We start from the raw sequence: 19603 nt of genomic DNA, 5'->3' as shown, positions 1-19603 counted from the left end.
CATGAAAAGCAAAGTGAAGTCCGGCATAAGCCATGCATAGGAGGAAGATTAGATGAAACCGACAATGATGACCTATATTCAAGAAGAGCAAGAGGTGACGGAAGGCATTCTCGGCTGCTACCCGGGCAATGTGGATGCCTTCGCGGAGCTCGCTGCGGACAATAAGACGGAATGGCTTATTTTGGCGACCGGTTCAAGTATCAATGCCGCGCTAAGCGCCAAATATTATATCGAAAAAGTGGCGGATGTGCGTATTGACGTCAAAGAACCGTTTAATTTCACGCATTATGATACAATCAGTCCGCACTGCGATCTGGTCATCGGCATTTCGCAAAGCGGCCAGAGCACTTCGACGATCGGCGCCCTGAATCGGATTCGTAAGCAAACCGGCCTCAAAACGGTCGCCTTCACGAGCGATGTGACGACGGCCATTTCCGAAGCGGTTGATTTGACGCTTGATCTCGGCTGCGGCAAGGAAAGAGTCGGCTACGTGACCAAAGGGTTCATCGCTACGGTATTGATGCTGATGCTCGCCGGTCTTAAGACGGCAGCAGCGAAAAAAACGCTGACGGAACGGGAGGAGCAGGCCCATCTCGATAACTTCCGCGCTGCGGTAGCCGCTATACCGCAAACGATCGCCAAAACAGAGGCGTTCTTCGAGCAGCACAAGGAAAATTTGGCGAGCGCGCCCAGATTCACCGCTGTTGGTTACGGCCCTACCGTCGGAACGGTGAAGGAATTTGAAACGAAATTTTCAGAAACGGTTCGCATGCCGTCGCAGGGAATTGATCTGGAAGCCTTCATGCATGGACCGTATCTTGAGGTCAATCCGGAGCACCGTATTTTCTTCGTTAAAACAGAAAGTCCGGTCCAGGAGCGGATGGAGCTGCTGATTGCGTACGAGAGCCGGATTACGAACTACACCTATATCATTACGTTAGGTAAAGCGGAGAATGACCGTACGATTGGTCTGGAGGTAAAGCTGGACGAGTTCATGGCCCCGTTCATTATTATTATTCCGTTCCAGATTTTGGCCCATCATATTGCGGGCGCAAGAGGAATCGATTTGACCCAGCGGATTTATACTGACTTCGGGGTAGCTATGAAAAGCAAGACACAGCCGGGAGACTATGCATAAAAGCGGAATAGCCCGGCGTGCTCAGCTCTGTTCGTGCATCCAGCAGACTTTATCATCTTCTGTAGAGTGACAAGCGTCGGGTGACAAGTACATAACCCCATAAAAGGCTGCGTATATCGCAGCTATTTATGACATCAAGTTCTTGTCACGAACCAAAGACAAGTACTTGATGTCATTCCCGACGGATCTGCTCCAAACCAAGCTTGTTAAACAAACGGGCAGGATAGTTGGATCACTTCACGGAAGAAGCCAACAATAATGAAGTCGGTGCTTTTGTCTCCAAGACATTAGCTGAAAGGATGACTACGTTAATATAAATGGGGGCTGCCAGCTGGCAGCCCTTCTTTATGCTAATGTGCAAATTTAATTAAGACCATCGCAGGTAGGTTCAACTCCGTCGGTACGATGCAGTTTTCTCACAACCAGCTAACTGGACATGTTAATTCAAGATAACACAAAGCAGCCGATCACAAACGATCGGCTGTCTTCGTTACGCTAACGGGCAGAATAGTTCCAATATGTGTTAAAATACAGATGCCCATAATCTGAGTTAAAGGTCGGGGGAGGAACATGGGGTTTTACATTAAGATTTATTCAATTAAACATATTGGTGCAGAAGTGTATCCTAAGAGGTTTTTTGAATTATTAGACAAATACAACTATGGAATTGAAAAAATAGGTCTTTTCGAACCAGTAAAAGCAGGATAGCGCAACCTAATATCAACTTTGTGCGTCTAAATTCAAAGTGGAAAGGAATAAATTTACAGATGGGCGTCGAGGAAAGGACAGACTAAGGCGTTATATCTGTTTTTTACTTAGTATTTTGAAAGGAGTTACATGATGGTTAAAAAGTTCTCTTTAATAATTGTGTTTGTTGTTTTCTCGATGGTATTGGGGTGCTCAAACACTGATTACGCAGTTCCTTCAAGTAATGAAATAAATAAGTATTTCGGTTATTATTTTTAAAAATAAAGGCTCTGCCGGTTACTTTATGCTTTATAAAGATGGTAGTGGCACCATTCGAGACAAAAAAGTATGGGGTGAACTCTTGGAAAACTCTCCGGTATATTTATCGGGTTCTGCAACCAACTATCCATTTGTTACTATTTTGTTGAATGAAAAATTAATGAAGGGCGCTTCATATGCGGAAGTTACTTTTAGAGATGGTACAAAAGTTACTAAGAAATTTAGCAAAAGCATAGGATTAATTGTTCCGTATGGAAGGGTCATTAATGGGGATATGCAAATGGAGAATGTTTTAATTTACAACAATTCAAATTCAGTTATTTACAATAAAGCTACTCAATAACGGCTTCTAATTTGGCGTCTCTTAGTTGCGCTAACGGGCACGATAGTTCAATAATTGAACGAGGATAATCGGTCGCCATAGATATGTCGGGAAAAGGATGATGATGTTGAATTTGATTATAATGTTATATGGGAGACCGTGTGAAAACGACAATACACATAAAGCAAAATTTTTACGTTTTGCTTACTGGGTTATGGTTGCTTTCTTTACGTTCGGATTAGTGTCTGCAATAACATATTGCTTCTTTGATGCATCTCTTATTCATTCTACCTTTCTATATATTTTGGTATTACCATTTTTCTCAAGAGTTGCGTATTCGGCAAGTTTAAAATTGCACGGAAAAAGGCGTGAAAAGAATCTCTGATTAGTATATTTGTGATTAAGCTAACGGGGAACGATAGTTCAATTAGAGAGAAGCTTGATTCGAAGTCACAATCCAAGAGGTTGTACTTTTCTTATGTCCAGAAGTTGATACCTACAAATGGTTCTAATAGCCAAATGAAAAATGATGTTCCATAAAAAGCCTCCTCGTTGAGAAGGGGCATTTGTATTGCCTATCTGCTAGGCCCATGCTAAAATGAGCGTAACCGAATAAGGGCATACGGATGCCCGGTATGTATTGAACGATAGGACGCCTTCGCCGCCAAGCAGAAGGGCGTCTTTTTCCGTATTACATCGAATACTGGAAGGACAAGTATAAAAGCCCCTCAGATCGGCTGTATGCCGTTCCAAAGAGCCCGGTGGTAGAAATGTATCAGTTCAATATCGCTCGCCTCTCCTTGGCATGAAACTATTTCATTGCCGGGAACGTCAGAGGATTAAAATTGGGCGTATCTATGAAGGAGAGTCAAATGGATGATTAACAGGAACATGCATAAATGGGTTGTCGGCGCTGCAATTGGATTGGCACTCATGCTGCCTGCAAGCGCAATTGCAGACGAGGCCGGGGGCATGACGATAGAGTCAACAGCGACGTCAACGGCGTCAGGCAAACTTTTTGCCGATGCGGTTCAAATCGATTCAGGGGATCGAAGCGTGTATGCAGTCAAAAGCGACGGCAGCTTATGGGCATGGGGCGGCGGCTACGGCTCGATTGGCAACGGGGCGACGACACCAGCCTATTCTCCTGTGCAGGTACATATTAACCATGTGAAGGAAGTGTCCGGCGGTTACCGGCATTCGCTCCTCTTGCAGGACGACGGCTCGGTCTGGGCGTTCGGCGGCAACGAGCACGGCCAGCTTGGCAATGGCCAGCAATCGTCAGCCATTGCCACACAGCCGATTCAAGTGACAGGGCTGACCGATATGAAGATGGTATCGGCTGGCGATAATCATAGTCTGGCACTGAAGAACGACGGGACGGTATGGGGCTGGGGCGGCAATGAATTCGGCCAGCTCGGCGACGATTCGCGCAAGAACGCCCTAAATCCGGTGCAGGTGAAAGGCTTGCCGTCAATCGTCTCGATTGCGGCGGGCATGTATACATCTGCGGCGCTCGGCAATGGCGGCGAGGTTTGGGTATGGGGGCTTGAAACTCCCGGCGCCAATAAAGCGATTCGCAAGCCTACACGTCTGACGGGAGACGGCAAATACACGGCCATCGCCATTGATCAAATGTACGGAACGGCACTGCGATCCGACGGAACCGTCTGTATGTGGAATAATCAGGCTTGGGTGCAACCGGAGCACCATATGCTGCTGCCGTATCAAGTAGCGGGGCTGACAGACATTGTAGCGATCAGCATGGGCGCAGCCGTCAAAGCAGACGGAACGGTCTGGCAGTGGAGTATGTGGGACGCAGATGCCCAAGGCCGCGTGTATGCGGAACAAGTGCCAGGTGTAGCGGGTGCCGTGTCGATTGCTTCCTCGGGACGCAATCATTACGCGCTGCTGAAGGACGGTCATGTGCTCTCCTGGGGGACGAACGAATTCGGTCAAACCGGACTTGGTACGCTGGACGTTGAAGTCAAGACGCCTACGCTGGTGAAGAATTCCATTACTGTCTATCTGGATGGCCAGCAGTCCGAGCTGTCGATGCCTCCGCTTCTGGTGCACAACTCGGCTTACGTGCCGCTGCGTGGGATTTTCGAGAAGATGGGCGTGAAGGTGCGGTGGGATGTAAAGACCAGATCGGTCATCGCAGCGAATGCTAGCTCGACGATTATTCTGAGCTCATTGACAGGTCAAACGACGATAGACGGCAAAGTCGTGTCCGGAGCGGAGAATCCGGTCTTCGTTAATGACAGTGTGTATGTACCGCTTCGGTTAATCTCGGAAACACTCGGAGCCGAGGTCAATTGGGATGCCGACGCTTACTCGATAAGCATCGAAGATTAACCTACCTAGTAACCTTATTCAGTCAACAAATACACTTTGAAAAAAGTGACCTCTTACGGTTTTTTGTGTTTTAATCATACTATCGAAAATATACGGGGAATGAACATCATGAGGAAAATCAAAACAGGATTTACTGAAGAAGAGATTAAGCGGTTAGAGTCCAACCCGAACTAGCTTACCTGGTTAAGCCTCTTGTATACTAACCTTGAAAGCTCGTCATTCCGCTAACGGGACACGATAGTTCAATCATGACGCGACGGCAGCCAGTTCAGATCCATCGGCTGCCGTCGTTGCGCTAACGGGCAGTTGTAATTAACAGACGCGCCAGCTTAGCAAAAACGGCTTTTCGCCTAACGCGAAAAGCCGTTTTTTCTTTTGCCATTGCAGCAAAATCGCCAACTTACCGAACCGAATAGGGAACAACTCCGCCTGCACAGGCAGCGCGGATTGGAGTGTGCTGAAGGGGAGGGGCTTCCCCTTCAGGACGGCGAAGCTCGTTCTTCCTATTTGACTGAAAATGGCAACCAATGAAGGGGGAAATCCAGCTATTGGCGAATTTAAGGGGTCAATCCTTAGCAATGAGGTGGTGAGGGGATGTATGTTGTCCCAATCACCCTTGCTTTCACAGAAGGGAGGTCAAGTTTCAAAGCTGTAAGCGGATCATCAAATCTGGCAGGAAAGGATAAATCCTCATGCGATTTCGGCATCTGCATTCGATCGTTAATCAGCTGTTTTTGTTTTGTTTTATCGGCATGACGCTTCCCGTACTTGTGATGGGCTTCCTGTCCTATAACAAATCTTCGGCTATTGTGGAGGAGCAGGTTAGCAAGGTCGCGTCCCTTACCATCACGCAGGTCAGCGATAAACTGAATCTATTCTTCAAGAAGCTGGACGACTCCTCCATGATGGTGCTCAACAGCAAGCTCATTCAGGAGGTATTGGAGCAAAAGTCGGATACCACCCCTTACGAACTCAATGAGATGGTGAAGAACAGCAAAGAGCTGCTAACATCCATTATGATCAATTCCTCGGAAATCCTTGACATCTACATCTTCGATGTAAAACGCAACAACTCGGTGTTTAGCGGAGATTCTCTGATGTCCGTCCCCGATCAATGGGATTCGGACTGGTATGAAGCCATCCTGAAGGCGAACGGCAATACGGTCTGGTTCGGAATTTCGCAAACCTCGTACCTGAAGAAAACGGAAATGGGTTTTCCCGTATTCGGGTTGGGCCGCGCCATCCGCAGCTGGGAGACGGGGGAGATCATCGGCGTGATGTTCTATGAAATCATGGCCGATCTGCTCATTGACGAGCTTGATCGCGTGCAGTTCGGAGATACCGGCTATATCTATGTGACCAATGACGAGAACCGTTATTTCTATCACCCCGATCCGGCGGAATACGGACAAGCCTCAAGGATCGAGCTGACGGAGAAGATGCGGGATAGCAATAGCGATAAGAAGAAAACGCTGGTTATTCCCGAGAAACTGGATAACGGCTGGCATGTAGTCGGTGTTGTACCGCTGAAGGAGCTGACCGCGGACTCCGCTAGCATCCGGAATTTTACGCTTTGGATCGCTTTGGGCGCCATCGTGCTTGCTATCGGCATGGGGGTATTCGGAATCCGCATTATCGGCAATCCGCTCGTTAACCTCAGCCGGCTGATGAAGAAGGGCGAAGCCGGGGATCTGACGGTCAGAAGCGGTCACATCGGACGAAACGAAATTGGCCAGCTGGGGCGCAGCTTCAACAAAATGATCGGACAGATCGCGCTCTTGATCGAGCGTATCTCGAAAGAGGAATCGGAGAAGAAGAAGGCTGAAATCCGCGCACTGCGCTACCAGATCAATCCCCATTTCTTGTACAATACGCTGAACTCCATTCGCTGGATGGCCAAGCTCAACCGCACGAATGATGTGGATAATGCCGTTACGACGCTGGTTCAGCTGCTGGAAGGGAGCCTGGAACGGGGAGGCGTATTCGGCACCATCGGCGGTGAGCTTGAGCTTCTGGAGAAATATATGATTATCCAGGAATACCGGTACGAGAACAAGATTGAGCTGTATACCGACTGTCCGGAAGAACTGCTCGACGTTCCGATCCCCCGCATGCTGCTGCAGCCGATCGTGGAGAATGCCATCTTCCACGGGATTGCTCCCAAGGAGGAGAAGGGGACGATCGCCATCCGTGTTCGGCAGCGGGGAGAGGATCTGCTTATCCGGATCCAGGATGACGGAGTCGGCATGGACAAGGAGCTGATCAGCCAGCTGCTGATCAGCAGCAAGGAGCGTACGACGAAGGGGATGACGAGCATCGGGCTGCGGCATGTGGATCAAACGATCAAGCTGTATTACGGTAATGCCTACGGGGTAAAAGTGGCCAGCGCAGAAGGGGAAGGCACTTCGGTGCTGATTACGTTCTCGCGGGGAAAGGAGGACAAATATGTGCAGAGTGCTGCTCGTTGACGATGAATTCATGGCCAGGGCCGGGCTTCGCGCGACGTTCGATTGGGAGGGAAACGGCTACCGGCTGGTGGGCGAAGCCGCAAACGGCATGCGCGCGATGAAGTGGCTCGAGAACGGGGAGGTGGATATTCTGATTACGGATATCGCCATGCCGGTAATGGACGGACTGGAGCTGACGCGCCGGGCGCGGGAGCTGTGTCCTTGGGTCAAGGTTCTGCTGCTCAGCTGCCATAGCGATTTCGATTATGTGCGGGAAGGGATCAGGCTGGGCGCGTCCGATTATATCTTGAAACCGACATTGAACGCGAATTCGCTCAAGACGATTCTCGACCAGATGAGGGTGAAGCTCCGGGAGGAGCAGGCGAATCGGGAGCTGCTTGAGAAGTATCGGGACAAACAGCTTGCCGAGCAGCAGGAAGAGCTGGAGAAGCTGTTGATTGAGGCCGTTCACGGCAATGAAGAGGCCTGTGCTTCACTGATCGTGAATCTGACGGATACTCCGCATCGTTACGGCATGGCTGTTCTTCAGGTTCATGGCATCAAGCCGCATGCACAGGAGTCTGAAGTCCGGGCGGGGCGGGGGATTGAATCCATGAAGACCCTTTTGTATGAAAGGCTGGAAGCTCCTGCTGCCGCCGCAATCCACCCGGATCTGCTGGTAGCGGTTATTCCTGAACGGGTATTGTCGGCGGGGCCGGCGGAGGAGGTTGTCGGCCAAGCCGTCCGGAGCGGGGAGCTGGCCGATGAAGTGTATGCGGCCGGGATCAGCCGGCTGCATGGGGATTTGCGGGAACTTCAGGCCGCTTTTGCAGAAGCGCAGCAGTCGCTTGAGGATACCTTCTTTTACGGTCCGGGCAGCATCGTGATGATGGAGGAAAGGCCTCGGCCGGCGTGCGAGCCTCTTCCCGATCAAGGCGACATGTTGCATCTGCTCAAGGAGGCGCTGGCTGGGGAGAATCATTCCGAAGCCTTGCTCCAGCTGAAGCGAATCACCGGCCATTGGAGCCGCCAATTCAAGACGAAGCAGCAGGTCATTGTTGAGGCCGAGCAGATGCTCAGCCTGCTCACGTTAAGCAAGCATAACAATACGGCGATGGTGCATCATATCCGCAAGCTTAGCAAGCTTGATTTTGCGGCGGATATTGCGGAGCATGTGGAGGCTTGCTTTAGCGGCAGGCCGGTGCCGGATGACTCCGGAATTCCGGACCCCACGCTTCACGGGCGGATTGTGATGCAGGCGGTGCAGTTCATGACGGAGCATTTTACCGAGGCGATTTCCCTTCAGCAGGTGGCGGATGAAGTCAATGTCAGCCGGAATTATTTCAGCGAAATGTTCAAGAAGGTGACGGGGAAGAACTTTATCGATTATCTGATTGCCCTGCGGGTCAACAGGGCCAAGGAGCTCTTGGCGGAGTCAACGCTGAGGGTCTATGAGGTCGCGGAAAAGTCGGGCTTCAACGACGTCAAGCACTTCAGCAAGCAGTTCAAGAAAATTGTCGGACTCTCGCCGGGCGAATATCACGGACAGCCCCATAAACCGGGAGGAGAAGCAAACAGCGGAAAACAAGACACATTATCGGAACAAAAGCCGTTTTGTTGAAAAATCTCGTATTTTATACTAAAAGCGCTTCCATTCGTAGAGGTGGGGCATGGGTGGACAATTTAAAGGAGGAATTCGGAATGAAAAAGCAAAAATGGTCGCTGCTGGCTCTTGTTCTTACGCTATCGATTCTAGTGCAGGCTTGTGCGTCAGGCAATGAAGAAGGTCAGACCGAAGGGGGAAATACAGCGCCGTCCAAAGGGGAGAAAGTAAAAATTACCTGGGCGACATGGGGGAATCCTGGCGAATTGACAAGATTTCAGGAATTTACCAAGGATTTCAACGCCAAGCATCCCGATATTGAAGCCGAACTCATTCCGATTCCCGGCGAATACGATCAGAAGATCCTCACACAGCTTACGGGCGGCAAAGCGCCGGATATCTTTTATGCGGGTGATGCCTTCATCGTGAAGCTGATCGAGAATGGCAGCATTGAAGAGCTGACACCCTTGATGGAAGTGTCGGGCAGCACGCTGAAGAAGGAGGATTACTTCGAAGGACTGTGGGGCGCAGCGCAGCGCGACAATAAAATTTACGGCATCATGGTGGACTGTAATCCCATGGTTCTCTGGTACAACAAGAAGGTGCTGAAGGATGCGGGCGTCACGGATATGCCGGCAGATCTTCAGGAGAAGGGCGAATGGACGTGGGACGCATTCAAGCTGATGACCGAGAAAATCCGCACAACCGGCAAATACGGCTATGTACTGGATAATTCCTGGAACAGCACCCACAGCTGGGTAACCGCAAACGGCGGTAAAGTATATGACGAGTCCGGAGCCTATGTCGGCAACTCCGATCCCAAAGCAAAAGAAGCCTTCCAGTTCCTCTATGACAATGTGAAGGCCAAAAATATTACGTTCTCCGGTACGCTTCCTAAAGGTCAAGGCGGCGATGCCATGTTCATGTCCAACCAGGTCGGATTTGTCGGCGCCGGACGCTGGTACCTCCCGCTGTTCAAGAAAAATGCCAGTCTCGAATATGACGTGGTAACCTGGCCGACCAATACGGGCAACAAAATCGAGCCAGCCGGTATCCCCACTGCTTATATGGTGTTGAATAAAGCGTCCAAGCAAAAAGAAGCATCCTACAAGTTCCTGACGGAGTTCGTCAGTAAAGAAGGCCAGATCTATCGCCTGCAAGGCGGCGGCAACGCGGTTCCGTCCGTCAAAGGAGCGGACGATGTGGTGCTGGAAGGCAATTTGCCGGAGCATGCGAAGCTGTTTCTCGATGCCCGGGAAGTCGGCTATGCGCTGACGCCTGCCGAAGCCGGCATTCCCGGACTCAGCGCGGACATTAACTCCCGCTTTGAAGCGTTATGGCTCAAAAATGAGGATCTGGACACGGCCATGCAGGAGATTCAGGATCTTGCCAACAAAAAAATCGACGAATATAAGAAGAAATAAGGCCAGCAAAAGAAAGTTGGGATGACGATGGATGTGAATACCAGGCAAACACAGGCAGCAGGCACCCTAAGCCCGGAAATCGGCCCGCAACGGCAGCCCTTGAACAACAAGACAACGGACCGCTTCTGGGGATACTTCTTCATTTTCCCGCAATTCGTCGGGCTGCTCTGTTTCTCGCTGCTTCCGCTCATTATGGCCTTTGTGCTGAGTTTGATGAAATGGGATGGCTTCGGAGAGCGGTCATTTGTCGGATTGGATAACTTTATCTCCCAATTCAAGGATGAAGAATTCCGGATCGCCATTGTCAATACGCTTTATTACACCTTGCTGACGGTGCCGACCGGCATTTTGCTGGCTCTGCTCGTCGCAATCGGGCTGAACCGGGTCAGGGGGAAGGTGATCTACCGGCTGATCTATTTCATGCCGAACATCACGATGTCGGTTGCGGTAGCCGTCGTATTCATGTGGTTGTTCAACGCGGATTTTGGGCTCATCAATCTGTATTTGAAGGAATGGTTCGGGATCAAAGGGCCGATGTGGCTGACGGATACGCGGTTTGTGATGCCGTCCATCGCGATGCTCAGCATCTGGATGGGGCTTGGCGGCAATATGGTGCTGTTTCTTGCGGGTCTGCAGGGCATATCGGCAAGCTATTATGAAGCTTCCCAGATTGACGGAGCAAGCAAGTGGCAGCAGCTGCGCCATATTACCATTCCTTTGATTTCGCCGACCACCTTTTTTGTCACCATCATGTCGATCATCGGTTCCTTTCAGGTATTCGACCAGTCTTTCGTCATGACCTCAGGAGGGCCGGCCAAGGCTAGCTATACCATTGTGTTCCATATTTATGAGACCGCGTTTGTAGATTTTACATTTGGCAAAAGCACGGCGGCGGCGGTCATCCTGTTTCTGATCATTTTGTCGCTGACACTGGTTCAAATGGGCATATCCAAACGCTGGGTGCATTACGAGGACTAATAGATTCGGTAAGGAGGAGCAGCGATATGCAGCTAAAAGGCATCCGTATTTCCACCTTGGCGCTCCATCTTGTGCTGATTCTGGGGGCTTGCGTAATGGCACTCCCTTTCGTCTGGATGGTGCTTAGCGCGTTGAAGGATTTATCGCAGGTATTCATCGTGCCGCCGAAGTGGATTCCAAGCCCCTTCGTCTGGTCCAACTTCAAGGACTCTCTGACGGCGCTGCCGTTTGGCCGGGCATACTTCAACAGCTTCTATATTAATGTGATCGTCGTTCTATCGCAGCTGCTAACCTGTTCCATGGCCGCTTATGCGTTCGCCAAGATCCGTTTTCCCATGCGCGAACCGCTGTTTCTGATGTTTCTGGCCACCATGATGGTTCCCGGACAGGTTACGATTATTCCGTTGTATCTCATTATGAAGAACATCGGCTGGCTGGATTCCCATCTGTCGATCATTGTTCCTTCTGCTTTGCTGAATGCCTTCGGGGTGTTTCTGCTCCGCCAGTTCTTCAAAGGCATTCCCAAGGAGATGGAAGAGGCGGCTATCGTGGACGGGGCCAACCGATGGACGATTTACTTGCGGATTATGCTGCCTTTGATCAAGCCGGCCTTATCGGCGCTGGGGATATTTACCTTCCTTGGCATGTGGAACAACTTCTTTAATCCGTTGATTTTCCTCAACAGCCCGGATAAATTCACCGTTCCGATGATGCTCAACCTGTACCGGGGCATGTACGCGACGGATTGGACCCTGATGATGGCGGGAGCGGCGATCGCGCTTATACCGGTGCTCATCGTCTATATCATCGGGCAGCGGTATATTATCGAGGGCGTAACGCTTTCGGGCATCAAAGGCTGAAGGTTTAAATCGCAATCGGAAGCAAGGGGCCCTCTCGGGGGCTCCTTTTCCGGCTGCAGAGCAAGACGTCGCTCTTTTAATTGACCGGGGAAAGCCATACGAAAACAAGTAAGCTCCTCAACGGATATCTTGGTGTGGGCGTATTAATTCATGAATGATCATTTGGAGGTCAAACTACTTGGAAAAGCCATTGTTAATACTTGTGAATGGGCTTCCTGGCTCAGGAAAGACAACGTTAGCAAAGCGACTTTCTAAAGACGTTCGGTTTCCGGTATTCTCCCGAGACGGTCTATATGAGACCCTGTACGATGCCTTAGAATGTCAAGAGAACGGGTGTCCGCCGTTGCTAGCGCCTGCGTCATTTACCCTCTTATACTCAGTCGCAAGTTCATTACTATCAGCCGGAAAGTCCTTAATCATCGAAGGTTTTTTTGGTCGACCGGAACTAAGAAGTGCAGAGTTTCATAAATTGAAAGAGGCTTACGATTTTGAGCCATTTCAAATCATGTGTAACGTGGATGGAAAAGTCCTCTTGGAGCGTTTTCTTGCTCGTATAGGGACAACAGAACGACACATCGGACATCGGGATCTGGAATGGATTCAACAAGAAGCAAACAAGGAACGACTCTTACACGAAAATCTTACGCCGCTTGCTAGTGGTGGTACAGTCCTTAGAGTCAACACGACAACACCCCACAGTTTGGATTATGTTGACTTACTCCAGCGAATTCGTATCGCACAAGAAAAGCGCTAACGGGCAGTTATATTACAAATAAAGGTAATTGCGTTTTCGTGAAGAATAAAATGTAAGACTAGCCGGTACTCGCATAAGTCTATCGTATGGAGGACGACAATGGGAGTAGAGATTAAAGCTGCAGGCTTCCCCGACGAACGAAGAGCACGCACGATGACGGCGATGGTATATGACACCTATGGATCGCCAGAAGTCCTTCGAATTGAAGAGGTGGATATCCCTGTACCTGAAGACCATGAAGTGTTGATCGAGGTCCATGCGGCATCGGTGAATTCCTGGGATTGGGATCTTCTCCGCGGGAAACCATACTTAACCCGCCTTGGCGGGTTCCGCAAACCCCGTTACCGAATTCTTGGCGCCGATATCGCGGGGCGAGTCATCACCGCGGGGGCCAAGGTCAAACGATTCCGACCGGGGGATGAGGTATTCGGGGACCTTTCCGGTTGCGGCTGGGGCGGGTTTGCGGAATATGTAAGCGCCAGTGAGGAAGCCTTGACGCCAAAGCCTGCCGGGCTGAGCTACGAGCAGGCGGCGGCTATTCCTCAGGCGGCTGTTCTAGCCTTGCAAGGTATGCGAGATAAAGGAAATTTACGAAACGGCCATCGGGTTCTAATTAATGGAGCAGGTGGCGGAGTCGGTACGTTCGCGGTTCAATATGCCAAATTGCACGGGGCAGAAGTGACCGGCGTTGACAGTGCCGGGAAATTGGATATGCTGCGTTCCGTTGGGGCTGATTATGTTTTGGATTATACGAAAGATGACTTCACCACAATCGGACAACGGTACGACCTGATCCTCGATGTCGTCGGAAACCATTCGGTTTCCGCGGTGAAGCGCGCGCTTGCGTCTGGTGGCACGTATGTCATGGTCGGCGGTTCCCTGCATCGTATTCTTCAAGCTTTGTTGGCGGCACCGCTGTCAGCGTGGCTTGAAAGAAAGAAAATAGCTATCTTGGTTCATAAGCCGAATCACGACGATCAAATGGTTTGGAAGGCTCTTGTCGAAGCTGGTCAGGTCGTGCCTGTCATAGATCGGCAGTATCCATTAAGAGACGCGGCTCAGGCAATGCGTTATCATGGAGAAGGCCGTGCGAAAGGGAAAATCGTCGTGTACATGAAAAGATAATTCAGCTCCCTCGGTACGATGCAGGTTTCTCACAAATGCTCGCTTATTCGCAGGATCTCTCCAAGGGATAGATTTTATCTTACTTGACTTGCGGGTCAAGAAAGCATACAATTCGTTACATGACGAGACCAAGAGAATTCGATGTGGATCAGGTGCTATTCCAGGCTATGGAAGTGTTTTGGGCCAAAGGGTTTAAATCAACCTCTTTTGAAGACATCACGAATAAGACCAAAGTAAAGAAACAAAGTCTGTACGGGGTATTCGAGGATAAGCGTGCTTTATTTTTAAGCGCATTGGTTCTGTACCGTGAACATAATCTCCTTAAATTACAGGAGATTATAGCAGGCGAAGGCTCGCCAGAGGATCAAATTGACGCCATTCTGTCCACTTCAATGTGCGAGAACAGGGAAGATGCCCGAAAGGGATGTTTGATGGTGAATACCGCTTTGGAATTCGGGATAAGCGATGCGGACGTAACTAAACAGGTGGAAGGTATGAATAATGATGTCCGGCTTGCCTTAGAGGAGGTGATTGAAAAAGGACAAGCAGCCGGACAATTTACGACCCAATATACTTCCTCCGAGCTTGCTCTGCATTTAGCCAATGCTCTTCAAGGCGTTCGAGTGTTACAGAAATCCGGGCAAGATAACCAACAAACCGAACCTATATTAAGAACAGCTTTCGGTTTAATGAAAACCTAATTTTTTTTGCCTCTTACTTGACTGCTTGGTAAAGTAAGAAGAAATTTAAATAAGTCATTATACGGAAAGACAAGCTCAAAACTTAATATGAAGGAGAATCGACAACATGAATACGACTGCTCTTCTTTCCACCTTTCAGCTAGGACATCTTACGCTTAAAAATCGGGTTGTTTTAGCCGCGATGACAAGAGCTTCCGCCGAGCCCAATGGCAACCCAACAGAGAGAATGGCGCGTTATTACGCAAGATTTGCTGCAGGAGGCTTTGCGATGCTCATTACCGAATCTACCTATATGGACGATAAGTTAAGCAAAGGATCGGTAAATATGCCCGGGATCACAAACGAATGGCACATTGAAGGATGGAAACGCGTCATCGAGGCGGTCCATGCCAAGGGCTCTAAAATCATCATTCAATTAGCACACGCAGGAGCGTTATCGCAGTGGTTTGGGGATCAAGACATAACGGTCGCCCCTTCGGCCTTGAAGCCAAACGGAGAACGAGTACAGGCATATGGTCAGGGCGGCGAATACCCGATTTCCACGGCTCTCACGGTAGAGGAAATAAAAGAACTTATCGTAAATTTCGCTAACGCGGCGGCAAACGCCAAGAAGGCCGGAGCCGACGGTATTGAACTACATGTCGGGAAGGGTTTTTTACACGACCAATTTCTCACCGAGTATACAAATAACCGAACGGATGAATACGGAGGTTCATTGGAAAATCGTCTGCGGTTCATCGTAGAAACCGTAGAAGCTATCAAATCGAAAATAGGCGAGAATTTCATCGTAGGTGTTGAAATTTCGCAATATAAGATGAACAATTTTGAATTCAAATGGCCAAAAGGCGAAGCGGATGCGAAGGTCATTTTTGAAACGATCGCCAATGCCGGAGCCGATTACATTCACGTAACAGACTATAATGCCAAAGCCCCGGCTTTTGGCGACAGCGGTCCGACGCTGACTTCGCTTGCCAAAAAATACGGCAAAATCCCTGTCATTGTGAATGGAGGGATTGCTCAACCTGAAGATGCCGAACAAGCATTGAGCGATGGCGGTGATCTGGTCTCTATTGCGAAAATGGCGCTTTCTAATCACGATTGGCCAATTAAAGTGCAAAATAACCAGCGCCTTATTCCGTTCACGGGAGAGGTTTTAGCAGAAGGACCTACAATTAAAGATTCCGAAATTGTCGGGTGACAAGTAAAAAAGCTGCGTAAAATCGCAGCTTTTTTATTTTATGACATTAAGATCTTGTCATAAGCTCCGAGGGCATTCGCTCTCATTTCTCGACGGGGCGATGCCCTTTCTAAATTAAGGAATTATTAACCTAATTTTATGCCGATCGATGCATTGTCTTCAGGTGTTCCAAGCCAATACCCATACGCAATAGCCACTTCGACAAAATGGTGCAAAACGTCTGGAGAAGGGGGGCCAGGGGGAACAGAATCACTTGGCCGGCCGATTTCAACAAAGAAGTCTCCCATTTTCGCAGTAGATGCAACTAATAATTTCACAGTTTCATTCGTCGAATTTCTCCAGGCATGTTTAACGTTACCGGGAATGTCTACTGTTTCGCCCGCATGAACGATCTTCCAACTGTCATTGGTAAAAGCTTCAAGTTCTCCCGTAAGAACAACAAAGGTCTCGCGGTCATCATGACTGTGAACAGGAACGACCACACCAGCGGGGACTTCTGCTTCCATAAGACTATAATCTCGGTTCTTCACTAAATCAGTTAATAACTTGATTCGCGGACCCATCACATCCAAAAATGTCGACATTCATGTTCCTCCATTGAAAATATATTTTATTAAAGAAGAAACGCAGTGACCGCCTCGCTTCTTCCTTGCTTGCTCCCCTATTGTAGTAACAAAAACGCTATAGCTCAGTAATCTGCTTCACAAATGTAAATATTACCATTTAGTATATAAATTTTGATCAGGTCGTAAGACAGAACGGTTTGTATGATGGTTCATAGTTGACTGAGAACGTAGTATGAAAGGAGTTTAGATCATTATTAGTTAGAAAGAAGGTATTTATTCGAAGTTCCCAGCAAAGTCGGAGTAAGTTTTGTAATCGCGATTACAGAAAAGGAATAATCGGTGGTTTATGATGAATGCAAAAAAGGGGGGAATGTGAGAGTTCACCCTAAACGACTCGTTATTTGGATAAGCGTGGAGTAATGGGGAATTCTAAAATGAAATCATCAGCTCAGACAGGTTGAACCATTAAAAAGGAGGAGTTACCATGAACAGAATTGAAAATCAGGAGCAATTTCAACAGCAAATTAATCAAAACCGGTATACAATCATGAAATTCGACGCAACTTGGTGCCCGGATTGCAAAAATTTAGATCGATTTATTGGAGACATTGTCGACGAGCATCATGACAAATCCTTCTTCGCTGTAGATTCGGAACAATTCGATATGCTTGCAGAAGAATATGGCGTTAAGGGAATCCCAAGCTTGCTTGTATTCAAGAATGGGGAGAAATTGGAGCATTTGCACAGTAAATTCGCTAAAACGCCGACTCAAATAAGGGAATTTCTAAGTACGCTTCATTCTTCGGAAAACCAGTAAGTGAAACACAATGAAACAGGACAAAAACAAAACTTTATTGTCACGTATCAAGATATTCGAATCCCTTCCAGCTGAAGTTATCCATGAACTTGAACAGATATCTAATGAGTCGAGTATCATTACGCTACCTAAAAACTCCATTATTCAAACACCCGGCAGCGAGAGAAAAGGCTTGTTTTTCGTCATGACGGGAAAACTTCGATTTTATAAAACGAATCCGGCAGGCAAACAGTATACGGTTTGCATTCTAAGCGAAGGTGGAGTATTTGGCGAAAGTGAATCATTTTCATTAGCCACAGATGGAACTTACGTGGAAACGATGGAAGAATCGCTGATTTATTCGATACCTGCTGAACAAATCGAACCGCTTTTAAGTAAGCATCCAGAGTTAACCTTAAGATTTTTATCTGAAATGAGTAAGAGACTAAAAATTCAGGATGAATTAGTAGAAAAAATGGTCTTTAGAGATCTTCGGGGAAAAGTTCTTTACTTTCTCAACAGACTTTCTATTAAATTCGGTGTTGAAGAAAACGGGTACCGAAAAATTGATATCCCGTTGACTCACCAAGAACTGGCCAATATGATCGGTGCTACAAGAGAAGCGGTATCACTGACTTTGCAAGAATTAACCAATGAGGGTATTCTCATAACCAGCCGAAAAATGGTTATGATTCATATTCAAAAACTTACAGAAGAACTGAGCTAGACCCGAAGTGGGCATAATCACCATTAGACGAAGTCAGTTTAGGTAATCTACATTACTGAACATTTTTTTTATAAGGACTATGATGAATGCATCTCCTCTGAGAGAAAAAGCCACAAACCGTTGAGCCATGGTACCCAGATTGCTTTTAACAAAGGAGGATGTAACTTCATTATTATTTCCAAGCCGGACTGAAAAATCCGATGCTTTGGTTATCGATTTGCAAAACCCCATCCGTCATTTGAGTATCAGATGACTGAATCCGCAGGTGAGTCAAATTACGGATTGCGTAAAGATTGATATATAGTTATAAAATTCGGTGCTAACCAATAAAAAGGAGCGTAAAAATCATGAAGAAATTCGAGGGCAAGGTTGCAGTCGTTACGGGAGGAACAAGCGGCATCGGGCTTACTACCGCGCAAAAACTTGTTGAAGAAGGGGCACACGTATTCATTTCCGGCCGCCGGCAAAGTGAATTGGACGCGGCAGTAAAATTGATTGGGGAAAGGGTTACCGGCGTACAAGGGGATATCTCGAATCTTAATGACTTGGACAAGCTTTTTGAAACAGTAAAGCAAGAAAAAGGACGACTAGATATTTTATTTGCAAACGCTGGTCTTGGTAGTATTCTACCCCTGGGTCAGATTACTGAGGAACAATACCGTCTTACTTTTGATGTGAATGTTAAAGGTACGCTGTTTACTATTCAAAAAGCTTTACCTCTATTTCCAAATCAAACGGGCTCAATTATTTTGACGGGTTCGACTGCAGGCTCAGTTGGCGACCCGGGATTTAGCGTCTACGGAGGATCTAAGGCAGCTCTTCGCCAAATGGTAAGAAACTGGATTCTGGATTTGAAAGGCACCGGCATTCGAATTAATGTTCTGAGCCCGGGATTTGTCCATACGCCGGCTTACGACGGTTTGTTTGGCGAAGCGTTAGATCAAGTCCTTGAATCCGCCAAGACCAACGTTCCACTGAGCCGTTTAGGCAAAACGGAAGAGATCGCTAGTGCCGTGATGTTCCTGGCTTCAGAGGATAGCAGCTATGTAAATGGCATCGAATTGTTCGTCGATGGCGGCGTGGCTCAAATTTAAATTCCTTTGCGTAAATGCTAATTCGCTGACATACTCAAAATGCTTCACTTTTCTTAACTCAGGCAGAGTAAACTAACTTAGTTCTCTGCCTGAGTTTTATTTTGTACAGCCATCTGCGTCAAGCCGATGTTGCAACTTCTTTATCCACTTAGGTTTATTAAGGAGCGTATTAAATAAATATCCCGCAGAGTCAAGGCATTCATTCGATCTGGGTTGGTTAATATGTGGGAATATTATCCATTGTTCTTAAAGGAGATCTTCGACATGAGGACAACCTAGGGAATGTGATGATTACGAATTTTGGCGGTGTACAACGAATGTCAGCCGGTACTGGAGTGGTGCATACCGAACATAATCCATCCGAGACCGAAGATGTCAGCCTTCAACTTTGGTTTGAGCCGGAGCAAAGAGGTCTTACACCGTCCTATAAGGCAACACGATTTAATCTTTTGTTATTTGCCTTCTAACTATTTGGCGTAAATAAGTATGCAGCTAACAGGGAATTGTAATGGTCACTATCCCTAAGTAGTGGCTGCCTTCATAAGC

The 19603-nt window shown here is 48.1% G+C and carries 16 protein-coding genes and 1 pseudogene; 16 read left to right on the top strand and 1 reads right to left on the bottom strand.

Translation table 11 applies throughout. From position 1 onward, the window contains the following. Positions 1-52: 52 nt before the first annotated feature. The 12 genes from I8J29_RS09685 (at position 53) to I8J29_RS09630 (ending at position 15874) form a co-directional block, all read left to right on the top strand. Positions 53-1138, top strand: a complete 1086-nt coding sequence (locus I8J29_RS09685) for an SIS domain-containing protein (protein ID WP_208847405.1) — start codon at positions 53-55, stop codon at positions 1136-1138. A 991-nt stretch (positions 1139-2129) separates the two neighbouring features. Next, entirely contained in the window at positions 2130-2447 is a 318-nt protein-coding gene (locus I8J29_RS09680; protein WP_208847404.1) for a hypothetical protein, read from the top strand. Positions 2448-3302: 855 nt separating this feature from the next. Then, a complete protein-coding gene (locus I8J29_RS09675; protein WP_208847403.1) occupies positions 3303-4784 on the top strand; it encodes an RCC1 domain-containing protein in 1482 nt (493 codons plus the stop codon). Between the two features lie 692 nt (positions 4785-5476). Beyond that, on the top strand, positions 5477-7252 hold the full coding sequence (locus tag I8J29_RS09670; RefSeq protein ID WP_208847402.1) for a sensor histidine kinase: 1776 nt from the start codon (positions 5477-5479) through the stop codon (positions 7250-7252). Beyond that, entirely contained in the window at positions 7230-8852 is a 1623-nt protein-coding gene (locus I8J29_RS09665) for a response regulator (protein WP_208847401.1), read from the top strand. The genes I8J29_RS09670 and I8J29_RS09665 overlap by 23 nt, the downstream gene beginning before the upstream one ends. 80 nt (positions 8853-8932) lie before the next feature. After that, the gene (locus I8J29_RS09660) at positions 8933-10258 is read left to right on the top strand and encodes an ABC transporter substrate-binding protein (protein ID WP_208847400.1); all 1326 of its coding nucleotides are present in this window, start codon (positions 8933-8935) and stop codon (positions 10256-10258) included. A gap of 21 nt (positions 10259-10279) precedes the next feature. Further along, positions 10280-11236, top strand: a complete 957-nt coding sequence (locus I8J29_RS09655) for a carbohydrate ABC transporter permease (protein WP_420831107.1) — start codon at positions 10280-10282, stop codon at positions 11234-11236. Between the two features lie 26 nt (positions 11237-11262). Next, on the top strand, positions 11263-12096 hold the full coding sequence (locus I8J29_RS09650; protein WP_090649384.1) for a carbohydrate ABC transporter permease: 834 nt from the start codon (positions 11263-11265) through the stop codon (positions 12094-12096). A gap of 178 nt (positions 12097-12274) precedes the next feature. After that, complete coding sequence (locus I8J29_RS09645) at positions 12275-12850, top strand: P-loop nucleotide/nucleoside kinase family protein (protein WP_208847399.1); 576 nt, start codon at positions 12275-12277, stop codon at positions 12848-12850. A gap of 99 nt (positions 12851-12949) precedes the next feature. Continuing rightward, positions 12950-13975, top strand: coding sequence for an NAD(P)-dependent alcohol dehydrogenase (locus I8J29_RS09640; RefSeq protein ID WP_240546028.1), 1026 nt, complete (start codon positions 12950-12952; stop codon positions 13973-13975). Between the two features lie 143 nt (positions 13976-14118). After that, the gene (locus I8J29_RS09635; protein WP_338113112.1) at positions 14119-14676 is read left to right on the top strand and encodes a TetR/AcrR family transcriptional regulator; all 558 of its coding nucleotides are present in this window, start codon (positions 14119-14121) and stop codon (positions 14674-14676) included. 106 nt (positions 14677-14782) lie between these two features. After that, on the top strand, positions 14783-15874 hold the full coding sequence (locus I8J29_RS09630; RefSeq protein ID WP_208847397.1) for an oxidoreductase: 1092 nt from the start codon (positions 14783-14785) through the stop codon (positions 15872-15874). Between the two features lie 125 nt (positions 15875-15999). Here I8J29_RS09630 and I8J29_RS09625 read toward each other — a convergent pair whose 3' ends face one another. After that, positions 16000-16458 carry a cupin domain-containing protein gene (locus I8J29_RS09625; RefSeq protein ID WP_208847396.1) on the bottom strand — a complete coding sequence of 153 codons (459 nt, stop codon included), beginning with the start codon at positions 16456-16458 and terminating at the stop codon, positions 16000-16002. A 466-nt stretch (positions 16459-16924) separates the two neighbouring features. Here I8J29_RS09625 and I8J29_RS09620 point away from each other — a divergent pair, with 466 nt between their 5' ends. From I8J29_RS09620 to I8J29_RS09605, 4 genes and pseudogenes are all read left to right on the top strand, one after another. After that, positions 16925-17257, top strand: coding sequence for a thioredoxin family protein (locus I8J29_RS09620; protein ID WP_208847395.1), 333 nt, complete (start codon positions 16925-16927; stop codon positions 17255-17257). A 10-nt stretch (positions 17258-17267) separates the two neighbouring features. Continuing rightward, entirely contained in the window at positions 17268-17963 is a 696-nt protein-coding gene (locus I8J29_RS09615; RefSeq protein WP_208847394.1) for a Crp/Fnr family transcriptional regulator, read from the top strand. Between the two features lie 347 nt (positions 17964-18310). Then, positions 18311-19057: an SDR family NAD(P)-dependent oxidoreductase gene (locus tag I8J29_RS09610; protein ID WP_208847393.1), complete on the top strand. Its 747-nt coding sequence runs from the start codon at positions 18311-18313 to the stop codon at positions 19055-19057. A gap of 230 nt (positions 19058-19287) precedes the next feature. Then, positions 19288-19503, top strand: a pseudogene (locus tag I8J29_RS09605) (pirin family protein); the annotation flags it as partial. Positions 19504-19603: the final 100 nt, after the last annotated feature.

Origin of the sequence: Paenibacillus artemisiicola (genome assembly GCF_017652985.1) — a bacterium.
GTDB lineage: Bacteria > Bacillota > Bacilli > Paenibacillales > Paenibacillaceae > Paenibacillus_Z > Paenibacillus_Z artemisiicola.
The sequence above is the reverse complement of the archived record's forward strand: the minus strand, read 5'-3'. Positions and strand labels throughout refer to the sequence as shown.